A 16,684-nucleotide genomic window follows, 5' to 3' on the forward strand; every position below is an offset into this window, starting at 1 on the left:
GTCCGCTGTCGCGGTAGTCTCATACCCGTCGTCGTTTTCAGGCGGCCGCAATGTGAGCGATATTCTTTCTAATACCTATAAAAAAATAACCGCAGACAGGATCACTATGGACACCACCCTCGCCTCCTCGTCCCCCGACGGGGTAACGCCATCGCTTCATCGCGCGCGCCGCGCGGCCCTCGGCAGTTTTGCCGGTGCGGTAGTCGACTGGTACGATTTTTTGCTGTACGGCATTACCGCCGCGCTGGTTTTTAACCGTGAGTTTTTTCCGCAAATCAGCCCGGCGATGGGCACCCTCGCCGCCTTTGCCACCTTTGGCGTCGGCTTTCTGTTCCGCCCGCTGGGCGGGGTGATCTTTGGCCATTTCGGCGACAGGCTGGGCCGCAAACGGATGCTGATGCTGACGGTATGGATGATGGGGATCGCCACAGCGCTGATTGGTATCCTCCCCTCTTTTGCCGTAATTGGCTGGTGGGCACCGGTTCTGCTGGTCACCCTGCGCGCCATTCAGGGCTTTGCCGTCGGCGGTGAATGGGGCGGGGCGGCGTTACTGTCGGTCGAAAGCGCCCCGGCGCGGAAAAAAGCCTTCTACAGCAGCGGCGTGCAGGTAGGCTACGGCGTGGGTCTGTTGCTCTCAACCGGGCTGGTCTCGCTGATCAGCAGCCTTACCACCGACGAGCAGTTCCTGAGCTGGGGCTGGCGGATCCCGTTCCTGTTCAGCATCCTGTTGGTGCTGGGAGCGCTGTGGGTGCGTACCAGAATGGATGAATCCGCCGAATTTGAGCAACAGCGTCAGCTGCCCGCGGAGAAGCGCCGCCTGCCGGTGATGGACGCGTTGATCCGCCATCCGGGCGCCTTTCTGAAAATTATCGCCCTGCGCCTGTGCGAACTGCTGACGATGTATATCGTCACCGCCTTCGCACTCAGCTACTCCACCCAAAACCTTGGCCTGCCCCGGGAGCTGTTTTTAAATATTGGCCTGCTGGTGGGCGGCATCAGTTGCCTCACCATTCCCTGCTTTGCCTGGCTGGCGGACCGGTTTGGCCGCAGGCGGGTCTATATTACCGGCGCGTTAACGGGCGCCCTGAGCACCTTCCCGTTCTTTATGGCGCTCGAAGCCCAGTCCGTTTTCTGGATTGTGGTCTTCGCTATTCTGCTGGCGAATATCGCCCACGATATGGTGGTGTGCGTTCAACAGCCGATGTTCACCGAGATGTTTGGCGCGAGTTACCGCTACAGTGGCGCAGGGGTTGGCTATCAGGTGGCGAGCGTGGTGGGAGGCGGTTTTACGCCGTTTATTGCCGCCGCGCTGGTGACCTTCTCCGGCGGTGACTGGCACAGCGTGGCGATCTATCTGCTGGCCGGTTGTCTGCTCTCCGCCGCCACAGCACTGCTGATGAAACAGGCTGTCTCCTGATCTCACTTTTGTTTCACATACAGGTGACATACTATCGGGTAACGCCGTACACCTGTGGAACAAGGAGACAGAGATGAATAATAAGGGCTCCAGCCTGACCCCGGCTCAGGCACTGGAAACGCTGGATGCGCTGTACGACCAGGCGGTTAACGCCCTGCGCAGCGCCATCAGCAACTATATCAAAGACGGAACGCTCCCCGACCCAGAGGCCAGAATGAAAGGCCTCTTTGTTTATCCGTCACTTTCTGTGACCTGGGATGGCAGCACCACTAATCCGCCAAAAACCCGCGCCTATGGCCGTTTTACCCATGCAGGATGTTATTCCACCACCATCACCCGTCCGACGCTGTTCCGCCCTTACCTGGAAGAGCAGCTAACCCTGTTGTATCAGGATTATGGCGCTCATATCACCGTGGAGCCATCGCGCCACGAAATCCCCTACCCTTACGTCATTGACGGCTCAGAGCTGACGCTGGATCGCTCTATGAGCGCGGGCCTGACGCGTCACTTCCCGACCACTGAGCTGTCGCAGATCGGTGATGAGACCGCGGACGGGATCTACCATCCGGCGGAGTTTTCCCCGCTGTCGCACTTTGACGCTCGCCGCGTCGATTTTTCGCTGGCGCGCCTGCGTCACTACACCGGCACGCCCGCAGAACATTTCCAGCCGTTTGTGCTGTTCACCAACTACACCCGCTATGTGGATGAGTTTGTCCGCTGGGGCTGCAGCCAGATCCTCGATCCCGACAGCCCGTATATCGCCCTGTCCTGCGCGGGCGGCATCTGGATCACCGCCGAAACCGAAGCCCCTGAACAGGCCATCTCCGATCTGGCATGGAAAAAACACCAGATGCCCGCCTGGCACCTGGTAACCGCCGACGGTCAGGGCATCACCCTGATTAACATTGGCGTGGGTCCGTCGAACGCCAAAACCATCTGCGATCACCTTGCGGTGCTGCGCCCGGACGTCTGGCTCATGATTGGTCACTGTGGCGGGCTGCGTGAAAGCCAGCTGATTGGTGATTATGTGCTGGCCCACGCTTACCTGCGTGACGATCATGTGCTGGATGCGGTGCTGCCGCCGGACATCCCTATTCCAAGCATTGCCGAAGTGCAGCGGGCGCTGTACGACGCCACCAAAGAGGTGAGCGGCATGCCGGGCGAAGAGGTTAAGCAGCGCCTGCGTACCGGGACGGTGGTTACCACCGACGATCGTAACTGGGAGCTGCGCTACTCGGCATCGGCGCTGCGCTTTAATTTAAGCCGCGCGGTAGCCATCGATATGGAGAGCGCCACCATCGCCGCGCAGGGTTATCGCTTCCGTGTGCCCTACGGCACTCTGTTGTGCGTCTCCGATAAGCCGCTACACGGCGAGATCAAACTTCCCGGCCAGGCAAACCGCTTCTACGAAGGGGCGATCTCCGAGCATCTGCAGATTGGCATTCGCGCCATCGATCTGCTGCGCGCCGAAGGTGATAAATTACATTCGCGTAAACTGCGTACCTTTAACGAGCCGCCGTTCCGCTAATCATAAAAAGGAAAGTTATGCAAACCTCATCACCGCTATCCGCCCTGCGCCAGTGGCTGGAAACCCAGGCGCTGGATGGCATTATCGTCCCACGCACCGACGCTTTTCAGAGCGAATATTGCCATCCCCATGACGATGTTCTCGCCTGGCTGACCGGTTTTGACGGCTCGGCGGGGCATGCTCTGATCCTGCGCGATCGCGCCCTGCTGTTTGTCGATGGACGTTATCAGGTGCAGGCCCGTGAACAGGTTAACCTGGACGAGATCGAGATCCTGCATCTGCACAACGATCCGCTGGCGGACTGGTTGCAGCAGAACCTGGAACCTGGCGCGCGCATCGCCTTTGAAGCGATGCTAATGACCAGTGCCCAGTATGAGGCGCTGAACGCCAGCCACTGCGAGCTCGTCGCCCTGAAGGCGTCGCCGTTTGATACCCTGTGGCAGGATCGTCCGGCCGCGCCCGTCGGTGCCATCCGCGAGATGCCCGTTGAGATCAGCGGTGAGAGCAGCGCCGACAAGCGCCAGCGCGTTGCCGCTGTTCTGGCGGATCGTAACGCCGATTATCTGGCGATCGCCCAGCCGGACAATATCGCCTGGCTGCTGAACGTGCGCGGCAGCGATATCCCGATGAGCCCGGTGCCGAACTCGTTTGCCCTGCTGAGCCGCGACGGCGCGGTGGAGTGGTTTGTCACGCCGGAGAAAACCCGCGGGCTTTCCTCTGCGCTGCTGGAGAGCCTGACGCTGGCGCCTGAATCTGAGTTTCTGCCGCGCAGCCAGCAGCTTTGCGCGGGTAAGCGCGTGATGGTGGATGCGGATTCGGCCCCTGTCGCCCTGCGCTTTGCCGTTGAAACACAGGGAGAGATCCTCTGGCACGCCGATCCGATCACCGCGATGAAAATGCATAAGAACCCGACGGAACTGGCGGGCTATCGCGACAGCCACCATCAGGATGGCGTCGCCTGGGTCAACTTCCTCGCCTGGCTGGCGCACGAGGTACCGCGTCGCGAAGCCGCTGGCAATCCACTTACCGAGCTGGAAGCGCAGGCGCAGCAGCTTATCTTCCGTCAGCAGCGACCCGGCTTTATTGAACAGAGTTTCGCCACTATCTCCGCCTCTGCCAGCAATGCGGCGATGTGCCATTACCACTCCAGCGAACAGAGCAACGCGGCTATTACCCGTGACCATTTTTATCTCAATGATTCCGGCGGCCAGTATCATAACGGCACGACCGACGCTACCCGCACCCTGGCTTTCGGCCCGCTGAACGACCAGTGTCGTCTGCATTACACTGTGGTGCTGAAAGGCTTTTTATCGCTCATTTCCCTGCAATTCCCGTCCGGAACCTGCGGGCATCAGATTGATGCGTTCGCGCGGCGTGAGCTGTGGGAGCTGGGGCTCGATTTTGACCATGGCACCGGACACGGCGTGGGTCATCAGCTGCTGATCCATGAAAATCCACAGCGTATCGCGAAGAAAGTTAACCCGTGGCCACTGGTTGCGGGAAATATTATCACCATTGAGCCGGGCTACTATCTGGCCGATGAGTATGGTATTCGCATTGAAAACCAGGTGGAAGTGGTGGAGAGCGTGCCGGGCTTCTGCCGCTTCGCGTCGCTGACGCTGGCGCCTGTCGACCTGAGCCAGGTGGATCTGCATCTGCTGAGCGAAAAAGAGATTAGGTGGCTGGATGCGTACCACCACCAGGTGCGTGAGGCGCTGTCGCCGCACGTGAACGGTGAGGCACGTCCATGGCTGATTGCGGCCACGGCGCCGGTTCGCGTACACCGGTAAGGCATCTCTAGGCAAAACGGCAATCTGAGGGTTGCCGTTTATTTGGCTGCCCCTAAAAAGCAAAAAGCCTGCTTTAAAAGCAGGCTTTTCAAATTTGGCTCCTCTGACTGGACTCGAACCAGTGACATACGGATTAACAGTCCGCCGTTCTACCGACTGAACTACAGAGGAATCGTGTGAACGGGGCGAATATTAGCGATGCCACCTGGCATTGTCAAAGACAGAATGCAGATTTTGCATCGTTTGCCGATTTATTCCCCACTTTGCACATTCGCTATCCGTTCTGCGGGGGTCGCCGCCACATTTTTACGCACAGGCCGCGGATATTTCCACAGCCAGCGTCCGCTCACCATGCGCCAGTAGAACAGCGCGCCGCGCACCGTCCAGTCGAGGAACATTCCCAGCCAGACCCCGACCACGCCCATTCCCAGCATGATCCCAAGCGTATAACCTGCCACCACGCGACAGCCCCACATCCCGAGCATAGAGACCCACATGGCAAAGCGAGCGTCGCGCGCGCCTTTCAGCCCGGCTGGCAGCACCCACGACGCCGCCCAGATCGGCATAAAGGCGGCGTTCAGCCAGATTAAGATCACCACCACATCTTTTACGTCCTGCTCATGGGTATAGAACGAGGCCAGCAGGCTGGCGAACGGCGCAGTGCCCCAGGCAATGGCGGTGAGACCGATCGTCGAGAGCCAGAAAACATGGCGCAGCTGACGCTCCGCCTGGCCGATCTGCCCCTTACCGAGCCGTTTACCGGTGATGATGGTGGAGGCTGAACCCAGCGCGTTACCCGGCAGGTTGATCAACGCGGCGATGGAAAAGGCGATGAAGTTACCGGCGATCACGTCGGTGCCCATTCCCGCCACGAACATCTGGGTCAACAGCTTGCCGCCGTTAAAGAGCACCGACTCAATGCTGGCGGGTACGCCGATCCCCATTACCTCCCAGATAATGGCGAAGTTGAGCGGCTTGAAATAACTTTTGAGGCTGATGCGCAGCGACGGGTTAAAACCCACCGCCAGCACCACAATAATGGCGACGGCCCCGATATAGCGCGAAATAGTTAACCCGAGACCGGCGCCGATAAAGCCCAGCCCGTCCCAGGAGAAAAGCCCGTAGATCAGCACGCTGCTGATCATAATGTTCAGAATGTTCATCCCGCCGTTTATCAGCAGCGGAATTTTAGTGTTCCCCGCCCCACGCAGCGCCCCGCTGCCAATCAGCGCAATCGCCGCGGCCGGGTAGCTGAGTACTGTCATTTCGAGATACGACAGCGCCAGCGCTTTTACCTCTCCGGTCGCTTCCCCGGCTACGACATCGATAATCTCTTCGCCGAAATAGTGGATCACCGCCGCCAGCACAATAGAAAACAGGGTCATGATCACCAGCGACTGTCTGGCAGCTGCCCGGGCCCGTCGCGGATCGCGCTTGCCCAGACTAAAGGCCACCACCACCGTGGTACCGAGATCTATCGCCGCAAAGAAGGAGATAATGACCATATTGAAGCTATCAGCCAGCCCGACGCCTGCCATTGCCTCTTTACCGAGCCAGCTCACCAGGAAGGTGCTGAGCACGCCCATCAGCAGGACACAGGTATTTTCCAGAAAGATAGGCACGGCAAGGGGGGTGATTTCGCGCCAGAAGAGAACTTTGTAGCTCTTACGTTTGCTATACCAGCGCGTACGCATCACGGCCTGGCGGAAAGCGGAGGTGACGTTCAAAATGGACCTTAGAGAGAAAGTTGAAACTACATTTCAAATAATGAGGGAGAAATGCAGATCCTGCAAAGTATTTCCCACAAAAATATGTTGGGAATTACAACAAACTGACGACAGAATCGGCAGTTGATCGATTCGGAATAAGATCAGGTTTGACAAAAGTTTTTTCGCCGCTAAGATAACGCTCCACAACGATTCCTCTGTAGTTCAGTCGGTAGAACGGCGGACTGTTAATCCGTATGTCACTGGTTCGAGTCCAGTCAGAGGAGCCATATTTAAGAAGCCTGCTTTTAAAGCAGGCTTTTTGCTTTTCTGACGCCGGTAAACCAGAGGCAAAAAAAAGCCCCCCGACAGGTCGGAGGGCTTAGCCTGTTCAGCAGCAATTATTCGCTTTTGGCTTCGACGTGCTTCATCTCGCCCATAACTTTCAGCTTTTTCGAGATTTCACGACGCTCTTTAGAGATCTCGGCATTTTTGATGATGTAGTCATCAACGCGATCTTCGTAGTCACTCTTCATGCTGGCGATAATGCCCTGGATCGCTTCAACGCTCATGCCTGGTTTGATGTAATCGCTCAGGTTATCCAGCAGCAGAACACGCTTCTGGTTGTCACGGATCTTTTTCTCAACGTCCTGGATTTCACGTTGCAGTTTGTTCTTGCGGCGGAACAGGCGGACGAATTCCAGAACATCCTGGAAAGAAGGCTTGGTAGTTTCCATTTTTACACCCCTGATAATGTGAGATTCGGATTCGTTTAAACAACCGCGATAGCGTTAACCTTACTGACAGCGATTGCTGATGACAATAATTTTTCCTTTGCCCCTATCATAACCTCAATTTCTGCTGAATCGAAGCAGCAGACAACGCAACCGCGCATAGCCGCTTTTTATTTGCGCAATGCCCGGCAGATAAGATGTGACAATAATTCAAGCTGACGAGCCAGTTCCATGCTTAACCATACATAGCCATGAATGGGGGTTTCCGCCACGTTTTCACTGCGATGATCGTTAATCAGCTGACGCAGCTCGGTAACGATCTCATTTAGCCGCTCGGTGTTCGCCAGAATGGGCTGTGGATTGCCTTCGTACAGCGCATGAGCAATGGTGAGCAGCGTTTGCTGCGTCATCTGCTGTGTCTCTTTTAAGGTCCGGGCATTGAGCATCACAAAATGACTGGCCCGGGAGGACCAGTGGGCGTTGATCTGCAGCTCGAGCATGCAGACGAGGTTGCGGCTGACAGTCTGGATCGCCTCGAAGATCGCTTTCTGAATATGGGTCTCTTTGCTGGCCGGCGTAATCAGGCCACGCATTTTTACCACCTCGTTGAGGATGGTTTGCAGGCGTTTTTCCAGCCGCGGGCGTTCCACCAGATTGGGTGAAAACCCGGCCTGATAGACCCGGTTAAAGGCGGTGACGTAGTTAGCCATCTGGATACGCCAGTGCAAAAATGCCCGCTGCGGCCAGATGCCGGTAAAGAGCATCGCCAGCAGGGAGCCCAGAATCACGTCACCGCTTCGCCACAGCGCAGTCTGCATGTCCCCCGTCGGCGCGCCAATCACCACCGCGAGGGTGATGCCGATAAGCAGCGCCTGATAGGGCCGTTTGCCCAGCGCCAGCCACCCGCAGAGGAACATTGCCGCCGCGCACCACAGCAGCATCAGCGGCAGAGAGATAAGCTCCAGCTTGAGGGCTATCAACCCCAGTGCCGACCCCAGTATAGTGCCGCCAATACGCTCGAACGCGCGTGGAACAACGTTCCCCCAGAAGGAGATCGGCCCCATGATGACCACAAGGGTAATCAGCGGCCATGTGCCTTCCGGAACGTTCAGCAGACGCACCAGTAAAAAAGTGAGGATAAACGCCAGCGCGATACGGCATCCATGTACGGTGCGGTAATGACGATACAGTCGAATTTCAAAAGGCGTTAGCGTTTTGTCGGGGCGCACAGGCTCTCCAGCGTTACGGCAAACCCTGATTGTACTGCGTTTTCTGCCGAAGTTGAGTACTCCGGCAGAAAAACCCAGCAAAGAGTAAGTATTACCGAAGAGTTACGCGATGCGGGCCTGGACAGGAATAAACATTTCAATATCCCAGTAACCGTCGGCGTTACCATCATTCAGATAACGTTCAAAGCAGGCTTTTGGCGCGATCTGGTAATCGACATCTTCGAGCAGACTATCGAAAAACAGGTTCCATGGAGTGGCAAAATCATGATTCTCGACGCGGGCCGTGGCCACAGCATAGTCGCCAGCAGCTACTTCGGTGAGGATCACCCCTTCGCTGTTGGGCGGGATAACAAAATCATCCGGGACGGTGACGACCGTGTCGCAGCGTAATTTTTCAGCAGGCACTTCTTCAGGATTATCATAATAGACCGCCACCCACTCCAGCGGTTGGATCTGACGCCCCTCTACCCACATCATCAGCTGCTCAAAACCCTGCTTAACGGTGTGCTCCCATGGGCCAACCATATGAAAACCGGCAATTTTGCGTTTATTCTGGTGCGTGATGCTGTAGTCCATGCTGCCTCCGATTGTTTACTGTATATACATACACTGTAATGCAGTGAAAAGCGGTTTAACAATGATGACCTGTCTATTATGCGAGCAGGCTCGCACAGTCGCCAGCCTGCTCTTTCATGCATTACGCCTTATGATGCAAATAGTCGCTCAGACGTGAGAACATCCCGCCTTTACCCACGCTTTCCAGCGTCACCAGCGGCCAGTGGGCCACGACTTTATCGCGATCGTAGAGCTCAATCTCCCCTACCCGCTGATGGGCGGCGATCGGTGCTTCCAGCTCTTTCTTATCCAGCACATACTTGGCCTTAATGTTCGGCAGCTCCGCCTTCGGCAGTGCCAGCCAGAAGTCCTGATCGGTTCCTAACGAAATACGCTCTTTATCGCCGTACCAGATGCGCTCATTACCTACCTGCTTACCGTTACGCAGGATCTGCACGGTGTCAAAATTCTGCTGGCCCCAGTGCAGCAGCTTACGCGCCTGATCTTCGCGGCCCTTCGGGCTTTCGGCCCCCATGACGACAGCAATCAGACGGCGCTCACCGTCCACGGCAGAGGCGATAAGGTTAAAACCGGCGCCGGACGTGTGCCCGGTTTTCAGGCCATCCACGCTAAGGGATTTATCCCACAGCAGGCCGTTACGGTTCTGCTGGGTAATGCCGTTCCAGGTCAGGCTCTTCTCGCTGTACATGTGGTAAAACGCCGGCTCACCGTGAATAATGGCGCGAGAAAGCACAGCCAGATCGAAGGCGGAGCTGTGCTGTCCCGGCGCATCCAGGCCATGTACCGTTTCAAAATGGGTATCGCGTAAATTTAGCTTCTTAACGTAATCATTCATCATATTAACGAACTGCGGCTGCCCGCCGGCCACATAGTCGGCCAGCGCCACGCAGGCGTCGTTGCCGGAATCAACAATCAGACCACGGCTGAGGTCGCGCACCGAGACCCGTTCGCCCGCTTTCAGGAACATCAGTGAGGAGCCGTCAAAGACCGGATTGCCTTTTGCCCAGGCGTCCTTACCTACGGTCACCATATCGTCCGGTGTGATGCGATGGCTGTCGATGGCGCGATCCACCACGTAGCCCGTCATCAGCTTGGTCAGGCTGGCCGGATTGCGCTGCTGGTGTTCGTTGCCCGCCGTTAAAATTTGCCCCGTCGTATAGTCCATCAGTACCCAGGATCCGGCCTGAATAGCTGGCGGCTGCGGCGCATAGTTTATTGGGTCGGCAGCCAGCGCGGATGAAATGCTCAAAGTGAGTAAAGAAACAGCAATAAACAGACGGCGTTTCAACGAAGTATCCTCAGGTCATTTAAAATCGTTGACCTTTTTACGGAACTTTTCAGGTGGATACCTGGAATAATTGCAAAAAAATGTGACAGTACGCATGTTTTTCCCGGAGGATGAGTCGCAAATTTGCAGGCTGGCGGTGCTTTTCCTTCGGCGTGCCAGGCCGGATGGTTTACCATAGTGAGGTCACTCAAAAACAGGATGGTATTACTGGTGTCTGACTCCGCCGCGCGCCCTACATTTTTATTCCACGATTACGAGACCTTTGGTACCAGCCCTGCGCTGGATCGTCCCGCTCAGTTTGCTGCCATCCGTACCGATGCGGATTTCAATATTATTGGCGAACCGGAAGTGTTTTATTGCAAACCGGCCGATGACTATTTGCCCCAGCCCGGGGCGGTGATGGTGACCGGTATTACGCCTCAGGAAGCCCGCGAGAAAGGGGTAAATGAGGCGGAGTTTGCCCGACGTATTCACGATCTGTTTACCGTGCCCAACACCTGCGTAGTGGGCTACAACAATGTGCGCTTCGATGACGAAGTGACCCGCCATATTTTTTACCGTAACTTCTACGACCCTTACGCCTGGAGCTGGCAAAACCGCAACTCGCGCTGGGATCTGCTCGACGTGATGCGCGCCTGCTACGCGCTGCGCCCGGAGGGGATCAACTGGCCGGAAAACGACGACGGACTGCCCAGCTTCCGGCTGGAACATCTGACCCGCGCCAACGGCATTGAACACAGTAACGCCCATGACGCCATGGCGGATGTTTACGCCACCATTGCGATGGCGAAACTGGTAAAGACCCGGCAGCCGAAGCTGTTTGAGTATCTGCTCAGCCATCGCGGCAAGCAAAAATTAACCACCCTGATTGACGTGCCGCAGATGAAGCCACTGATGCACATCTCCGGGATGTTTGGCGCCTGGAGAGGCAATACCAGCTGGGTCGCCCCACTGGCCTGGCATCCGGAAAACCGCAACGCGGTGATTATGGTGGATCTGGCGGGCGATATGACTCCCCTGCTGACGCTCGACAGTGACCAGCTTAGAGAGCGGCTCTACACGCCGAAAGAGACGCTGGGTGAGGACGCCGCCGTGCCGGTGAAGCTGGTGCACATTAATAAATGTCCAGTGCTGGCGCCTGCCAATACCCTGCGCCCGGAAGATGCCGAGCGGCTGGGGATTGACAGACAGCATTGCCTGGCGAATCTGAAACGGCTGCGGGAAAATCCACAGGTGCGCGAAAAAGTGGTGGCGATTTTTGCCGAGGCAGAGCCGTTCACTCCCTCAGAGAACGTAGATGCCCAGCTCTATAATGGTTTTTTCAGCGATGCAGACCGCAATGCCATGAATATTGTTTTGCGCACCGACCCGCGTAACCTGCCCGCACTGGATATTACCTTTGTGGATGAGCGCATCAGGAAGCTGATGTTTAATTACCGCGCGCGTAATTTCCCCGGCACGCTGGATGAAGCCGAGCAGGAGCGCTGGCTGCAGCATCGCCGCAACGTCTTTACGCCGGAGTATTTACAGGCTTACGCCCAGGATCTGGAGATGCTCTTCGGTGAGTACGAAGGCAATGCCGAAAAGCAGGCGCTGCTGAAAGCGCTGTATCAGTATGCGCAGGAGATAGTGTAGGTTCAGGGCATAAAAAAACCGGAGGCGATGTTCTCCGGTTTTTTTTGCTTGCCCGGCGATGCTATGCCTGCCGGGCCTGGAATTGTTATGCCACGTCTTCGTACTGAGGAACCGGATTGCGGAAGCTTTTGGTCACGCATGCCAGGTAAATCAGGCCGATACCGCCCCAGATGAGGCCCAGGATCATGGAGCTCTCTTCCAGATTGATCCACAGTGCACCCACGGTCAGCGCACCACAAACCGGCATCAACAGATAGTTGAAGTGGTCTTTCAGGGTTTTGTTGCGCTTCTCACGGATCCAGAACTGAGAGATCACGGAGAGGTTAACGAAGGTAAAGGCAACCAGCGCACCGAAGTTAATCAGGGCGGTAGCGGTAACCAGGTCAAAGTTAATAGCCAGCAGCGCAATCGCGCCGACCAGCAGCACGTTCCATGCCGGGGTACGCCATTTCGGATGAACATAACCGAAGAAACGAGTCGGGAACACGCCATCACGACCCATTACGTACATCAGACGAGAAACGCCTGCGTGCGCAGCCATACCGGATGCCAGAACGGTGACGCTGGAGAAGATCAGCACGCCCCACTGGAAGGTTTTACCGGCAACATACAGCATGATTTCTGGCTGTGATGCATCCGGATCTTTGAAACGAGAGATATCCGGGAAGTACAGCTGCAGGAAGTAAGACGCACCGATAAAGATGACACCGCCAAGCAGCGCCGTCAGGAAGATAGCACGCGGGATCACACGCTCGGCGTCTTTGGTCTCTTCAGACAGCGAAGAGATGCCGTCGAAGCCAAGGAACGAGAAGCACAGGATCGTCGCACCGGTGATCATCGGTACGACATGCGCGCCTTCAGACCAGAACGGACGTGAGCTTACCAGCGTACCTGCACCTTCACCGTGGGAAACGCCGTAGATGATCAGACCGACAATCACCGCCACAATCCCCATCTGCAGGATAACGATCAGGGTGTTGAAGTTGGCAACGGTCTTGATGCTGCGCAGGTTAGAGATGGTCATGAAGGCCACCAGCGCCACAACGAAGATCCACGACGGCACGGAAGGCACCAGCGCTTCGAAATAGATTTTTGCCAGCAGAATGTTGATCATCGGCATGAACAGGTAGTCCAGCAGCGATGACCAGCCCACCATAAAGCCGACAGCCGGGCTGATGGACTTCTGGGCATAGGTGTACGCAGAGCCTGCGGACGGGAAGCGGCGAACCAGCTTGCCGTAGCTCAGCGCAGTAAACAGAATTGCGACCAGCGCAAAGGCATACGCCGTTGCAACGTGACCGTCAGTGAGGCCTGATACGATACCGAATGTATCAAACAGCGTCATCGGCTGCATATAGGCAAGGCCCATCATAACAACCGGAATCAACGTAAGCGTTTTACGTAATTCCACGCGAGAGGTTTTTGGAGTTGCATTATGCGACATAGTTATTCTCCTTTACGGTGAATACCGCCACGTAAGCGAATGATTGCCCCATTTCTTTCTTCCTCAGCGACAACAACTGTCGGATTTTAGTAAATATCTATCCGGTACGAAGCCCGGCCTCTTGGATTTAAATGATTTTCTTACATGCAAAAAAAAATAACCGACGCCTTTTATATCGTCGATTATTTATATGTTTGCAGCGGCGCATTTTGCCCTGGTTTGGGACGCAAACGCAAGAGTGCAAAGGCCCCCTGAAACAAAAAATTCACACTAATCGCTTGATTTCTCGGCTTCGCTTTGTGAATAAACCGCAGCAATAGCACTATTTGCTAAAATTTCCTGTCGCCACCATGCACTGGCGAGGCCAGCAGTCCGTTCATTCCAGCCTATCCATACTGAGTCATAACTGGATTGCGCCATCACCTGCTTCTCAATTAACGCCCCGCTCTCGATAAAGCGCTGGGCTAAATAACGCGGCAGATAACCGCATCCTAAGCCGCTTATTTGCAGCTCCAGTTTGGTTTTAAAATCGAAGACGGTAATGGCCTCCTGATCCTCGAGCAGTTGGGATGAGGCAGTGCAGCCTGGCACGGAATTATCGCCCACCACAATCGCACGGTAGCTTTTAATGACCCGACGGTTAACCGGCTCTGGCTCCTGCGCTAAAGGATGGTGCGGTGCAATGACAAAGACCTGTTCGAGTCGCCCCAGACAGGCAAATCCAAATTCGCTGAGCTGGGGGGGTTCATGCAGTGCGCCAACGACAATATCCGCTCGCCCCTGCACCAGCGCCTCCCATGAACCCGCCAGCACGCCGTTAATAAACTTAAGCCGGGTAACGCTGTGTCGCTGATAGAAATCTTCAATCAGGGGAGCCAGCAGTGAAAAGGGAAATGTGTCGTCGACGCCGATGATCAGCTCATTTTCCCAGCCCTGATGCAGTTTGACGGCCTGCTTTTCCAGCTCACGCACCGAATGCAGTACTTCACGTCCTTTTTCCAGCAGCATTTTACCGGTGCGGGTAAATCGCGCCCGGTGACCCGTACGGTCAAGGATCTGGATGTTAAGGTCGCTTTCAAGCTTGTGAACGGTGTAACTGAGGGCGGAGGGTGTTTTAAAGAGCTTCGCCGACGCCGCAGCAAAGCTCCCCTCTTTTTCCAGTGCATCAAGGATTATAAGGACATCCAGCAGCGGTTTCATGCTCACCCCCTTGTGGTGCGCTTACGCTCCGCCAGCGGCGTTACTCCATTGGCATAACCAGCGGATCGGGAAAGAGATACTCAAATCCCAGTTCATGACAGATGCGGTTCCCATCAATCAATTTGCCCTTCCCCTCTCCGGGGGCATCGTGAAAGTGCGGTGGCGCCAGGCCAAGCTGACGCGCCATCACCGGGTAGAATGTACTGCGTGTTGGATGAGAGGGCGCACATATATTATAGATGTGCCCGCCCTTCGGGGCCTGTAATAGCAGAGTAATCGCGCCAATAACATCTTCCAGATGCACCAGATTGACGCCATGCTGTCCGTCAGGGGCTGATTTTCCGGCAAAAAAGCGCCCCGGATGACGCCCTGGCCCCACCAGCCCCGCGAGGCGTAATATATCCACCTGCGTGCCGGGTAAATTATGCAGCCAGTCTTCCAGATCTTTTAATACACGCCCGCTGGCTGTAACGGGCTGGCGCGGCATATTCTCTTTCACGGTGCCTTCGACGTCGCCATATACCGAGGTTGAGCTGGTGAAAATAATGCGGGGAATATGATGTGCCAGCGCGCTGTCGACAATTTCCTGCACCGCCTGCAGATAATAGGTTTCACCCGGACCGGTGCGACGCGCCGGCAGCGTTAATACCAGCGCATCCACATTCATCAGGCTGTCCAGATCGTCGGCGTCGCACACCAGCTCCGGCTCCAGGCGCAACTCAACGCTCTCAATACCGCACATCCGCGCCGCCTCGACGCCGTCTGCGGTGGTTTTACTGCCGGTAACGTGCCAGCCCCGGGCCTGTAAAGACATGGCCAGCGGCATTCCAAGCCATCCCAGACCGACAATTGCGACCTTTTTCATGCGTTTCTCCTGACTTATACGCCTCTGATGTAAGGCTACGCCAGCCACGCTGAACTGACAATTGATCGCGCTAATATGAAATCATTTAATGATAAAAAAAAGGCCTTGCTTTATGTAGCGTATGTGGTTTAGGTTAAACGACATCATATGAATAAGCATTCATCGAGAATTTTATGAAACGCGTTCAATTTAAACACCACCATCATCACCATCATCCTGACTAGTCTTTCAGGCGATGTGTGCTGGAAGACAGTTAGATCTTCCAGTGGTGCATGAACGCGAGAAAAAGCCCCCGGAAGATCATCTTCCGGGGGCTTTTTTTTGGACCGTATTCAGGCAAGTTACAACAGGATCACGAGGAACCGACAATGTTAGATAATTCACGTTTACGCATAGCTATGCAGAAATCAGGCCGTCTTAGCGATGATTCCCGCGAACTGCTGGCGCGCTGCGGCATAAAAATCAATTTGCACACCCAGCGCCTGATTGCGCTGGCAGAGAATATGCCGATCGATATTCTGCGCGTGCGTGACGATGATATTCCGGGCCTGGTAATGGATGGCGTCGTGGATTTGGGCATCATCGGCGAAAACGTGCTGGAAGAAGAGCTGCTGACCCGCCGAGCGCAGGGCGAAGACCCGCGTTACTTCACCCTGCGCCGTCTGGACTTTGGCGGCTGCCGCCTGTCGCTTGCGACTCCGGCTGATGAAGCGTGGGACGGCCCGGCCGGGCTGAACGGCAAGCGAATTGCTACCTCCTACCCTCACCTGCTGAAGCGTTATCTCGATCAGAAGGGCGTGCAGTTTAAATCCTGTCTGCTGAATGGTTCTGTTGAAGTGGCGCCACGTGCCGGTCTGGCTGACGCGATCTGCGATCTGGTCTCCACAGGTGCCACGCTCGAAGCGAACGGCCTGCGCGAAGTGGAAGTGATCTACCGCTCCAAAGCCTGTCTGATCCAGCGCGATGGCGAAATGCCGGTCGCCAAGCAACAGCTGATTGACCGTCTGCTGACCCGTATCCAGGGCGTGATCCAGGCGCGCGAATCCAAGTACATCATGATGCACGCCCCAACCGAACGCCTGGATGAAGTGATTGCCCTGTTGCCAGGTGCCGAGCGCCCAACCATTTTGCCGCTGGCTGGCGATCAGCAGCGCGTGGCGATGCATATGGTCAGCAGCGAAACCCTGTTCTGGGAAACCATGGAAAAACTGAAAGCGCTGGGCGCCAGCTCTATCCTGGTGTTGCCGATTGAGAAGATGATGGAGTAACAAC

The 16,684-nt window shown here is 55.9% G+C and carries 15 protein-coding genes, 2 tRNA genes and 1 other annotated feature; of the genes, 7 read left to right on the forward strand and 10 right to left on the reverse strand.

Features of this window, described 5'->3' with window-relative positions; all coding sequences use genetic code 11:
• Window positions 1-106: 106 nt before the first annotated feature.
• From shiA to MXM41_RS05145, 3 genes are all read left to right on the forward strand, one after another.
• Window positions 107-1,417 (forward strand): shikimate transporter, encoded by a 1,311-nt coding sequence (gene shiA, locus MXM41_RS05135; protein ID WP_325930312.1) that lies wholly within the window; start codon window positions 107-109, stop codon window positions 1,415-1,417.
• 73 nt (window positions 1,418-1,490) lie between these two features.
• A complete protein-coding gene (locus MXM41_RS05140) occupies window positions 1,491-2,945 on the forward strand; it encodes an AMP nucleosidase (RefSeq protein WP_325930313.1) in 1,455 nt (484 codons plus the stop codon).
• Between the two features lie 17 nt (window positions 2,946-2,962).
• Complete coding sequence (locus tag MXM41_RS05145; RefSeq protein WP_325930314.1) at window positions 2,963-4,735, forward strand: aminopeptidase P family protein; 1,773 nt, start codon at window positions 2,963-2,965, stop codon at window positions 4,733-4,735.
• 95 nt (window positions 4,736-4,830) lie between these two features.
• Here the strand turns inward: MXM41_RS05145 and MXM41_RS05150 are convergent.
• Window positions 4,831-4,906: transfer RNA gene (locus tag MXM41_RS05150), tRNA-Asn, on the reverse strand.
• An 80-nt stretch (window positions 4,907-4,986) separates the two neighbouring features.
• Window positions 4,987-6,462: an EmmdR/YeeO family multidrug/toxin efflux MATE transporter gene (locus MXM41_RS05155; RefSeq protein WP_325930316.1), complete on the reverse strand. Its 1,476-nt coding sequence runs from the start codon at window positions 6,460-6,462 to the stop codon at window positions 4,987-4,989.
• 193 nt (window positions 6,463-6,655) lie between these two features.
• Here MXM41_RS05155 and MXM41_RS05160 point away from each other — a divergent pair.
• Window positions 6,656-6,731, forward strand: a tRNA-Asn gene (locus MXM41_RS05160).
• 111 nt (window positions 6,732-6,842) lie between these two features.
• Here MXM41_RS05160 and MXM41_RS05165 read toward each other — a convergent pair.
• The 4 genes from MXM41_RS05165 to dacD all read right to left on the reverse strand — a co-directional run bounded on the left by MXM41_RS05165 (window position 6,843) and on the right by dacD (window position 10,268).
• Window positions 6,843-7,178 (reverse strand): DUF496 family protein, encoded by a 336-nt coding sequence (locus tag MXM41_RS05165; RefSeq protein WP_040074937.1) that lies wholly within the window; start codon window positions 7,176-7,178, stop codon window positions 6,843-6,845.
• A 167-nt stretch (window positions 7,179-7,345) separates the two neighbouring features.
• Complete coding sequence (locus MXM41_RS05170) at window positions 7,346-8,404, reverse strand: FUSC family protein (protein WP_325930317.1); 1,059 nt, start codon at window positions 8,402-8,404, stop codon at window positions 7,346-7,348.
• A gap of 102 nt (window positions 8,405-8,506) precedes the next feature.
• A complete protein-coding gene (gene sbmC, locus MXM41_RS05175; protein ID WP_325930319.1) occupies window positions 8,507-8,980 on the reverse strand; it encodes a DNA gyrase inhibitor SbmC in 474 nt (157 codons plus the stop codon).
• Window positions 8,981-9,101: 121 nt separating this feature from the next.
• Complete coding sequence (dacD, locus tag MXM41_RS05180) at window positions 9,102-10,268, reverse strand: serine-type D-Ala-D-Ala carboxypeptidase DacD (protein ID WP_325930321.1); 1,167 nt, start codon at window positions 10,266-10,268, stop codon at window positions 9,102-9,104.
• A gap of 198 nt (window positions 10,269-10,466) precedes the next feature.
• Here dacD and sbcB point away from each other — a divergent pair, with 198 nt between their 5' ends.
• A complete protein-coding gene (gene sbcB / locus MXM41_RS05185) occupies window positions 10,467-11,903 on the forward strand; it encodes an exodeoxyribonuclease I (RefSeq protein WP_418936771.1) in 1,437 nt (478 codons plus the stop codon).
• An 85-nt stretch (window positions 11,904-11,988) separates the two neighbouring features.
• Here the strand turns inward: sbcB and MXM41_RS05190 are convergent, their stop codons facing one another.
• From MXM41_RS05190 to MXM41_RS05200, 4 genes are all read right to left on the reverse strand, one after another.
• On the reverse strand, window positions 11,989-13,347 hold the full coding sequence (locus MXM41_RS05190; RefSeq protein WP_325930322.1) for an APC family permease: 1,359 nt from the start codon (window positions 13,345-13,347) through the stop codon (window positions 11,989-11,991).
• A complete protein-coding gene (gene yoeI / locus MXM41_RS22805; RefSeq protein WP_138370007.1) occupies window positions 13,337-13,399 on the reverse strand; it encodes a membrane protein YoeI in 63 nt (20 codons plus the stop codon). The genes MXM41_RS05190 and yoeI overlap by 11 nt, the downstream gene beginning before the upstream one ends.
• A gap of 218 nt (window positions 13,400-13,617) precedes the next feature.
• Window positions 13,618-14,547: a LysR substrate-binding domain-containing protein gene (locus MXM41_RS05195; protein WP_325930323.1), complete on the reverse strand. Its 930-nt coding sequence runs from the start codon at window positions 14,545-14,547 to the stop codon at window positions 13,618-13,620.
• 40 nt (window positions 14,548-14,587) lie between these two features.
• On the reverse strand, window positions 14,588-15,412 hold the full coding sequence (locus tag MXM41_RS05200) for an SDR family oxidoreductase (RefSeq protein WP_325930325.1): 825 nt from the start codon (window positions 15,410-15,412) through the stop codon (window positions 14,588-14,590).
• 173 nt (window positions 15,413-15,585) lie between these two features.
• Here MXM41_RS05200 and hisL point away from each other — a divergent pair, with 173 nt between their 5' ends.
• A complete protein-coding gene (hisL, locus tag MXM41_RS05205; protein ID WP_089078950.1) occupies window positions 15,586-15,636 on the forward strand; it encodes a his operon leader peptide in 51 nt (16 codons plus the stop codon).
• Window positions 15,612-15,735 (forward strand) — a sequence feature (His leader region). Its footprint overlaps the gene before it by 25 nt.
• Window positions 15,736-15,780: 45 nt before the next feature.
• Window positions 15,781-16,680 carry an ATP phosphoribosyltransferase gene (gene hisG / locus MXM41_RS05210; RefSeq protein WP_325930326.1) on the forward strand — a complete coding sequence of 300 codons (900 nt, stop codon included), beginning with the start codon at window positions 15,781-15,783 and terminating at the stop codon, window positions 16,678-16,680.
• Window positions 16,681-16,684: the final 4 nt, after the last annotated feature.

Source organism: Leclercia adecarboxylata, assembly GCF_035787115.1.
In the GTDB taxonomy this organism is placed as follows: Bacteria; Pseudomonadota; Gammaproteobacteria; order Enterobacterales; family Enterobacteriaceae; genus Enterobacter; species Enterobacter adecarboxylatus_E.

Excerpts from the sequence above, each read along its gene's own strand:
- MXM41_RS05140 (WP_325930313.1), top strand. The coding sequence starts at position 1,491 with ATGAATAATAAGGGCTCCAGCCTGACCCCGGCTCAGGCACTGGAAACG.
- hisG (WP_325930326.1), top strand. The coding sequence starts at position 15,781 with ATGTTAGATAATTCACGTTTACGCATAGCTATGCAGAAATCAGGCCGT.
- shiA (WP_325930312.1), top strand. The coding sequence starts at position 107 with ATGGACACCACCCTCGCCTCCTCGTCCCCCGACGGGGTAACGCCATCG.
- sbmC (WP_325930319.1), bottom strand. The coding sequence starts at position 8,980 with ATGGACTACAGCATCACGCACCAGAATAAACGCAAAATTGCCGGTTTT.
- MXM41_RS05200 (WP_325930325.1), bottom strand. The coding sequence starts at position 15,412 with ATGAAAAAGGTCGCAATTGTCGGTCTGGGATGGCTTGGAATGCCGCTG.
- MXM41_RS05165 (WP_040074937.1), bottom strand. The coding sequence starts at position 7,178 with ATGGAAACTACCAAGCCTTCTTTCCAGGATGTTCTGGAATTCGTCCGC.
- sbcB (WP_418936771.1), top strand. The coding sequence starts at position 10,467 with ATGGTATTACTGGTGTCTGACTCCGCCGCGCGCCCTACATTTTTATTC.
- MXM41_RS05195 (WP_325930323.1), bottom strand. The coding sequence starts at position 14,547 with ATGAAACCGCTGCTGGATGTCCTTATAATCCTTGATGCACTGGAAAAA.
- MXM41_RS05145 (WP_325930314.1), top strand. The coding sequence starts at position 2,963 with ATGCAAACCTCATCACCGCTATCCGCCCTGCGCCAGTGGCTGGAAACC.
- MXM41_RS05190 (WP_325930322.1), bottom strand. The coding sequence starts at position 13,347 with ATGTCGCATAATGCAACTCCAAAAACCTCTCGCGTGGAATTACGTAAA.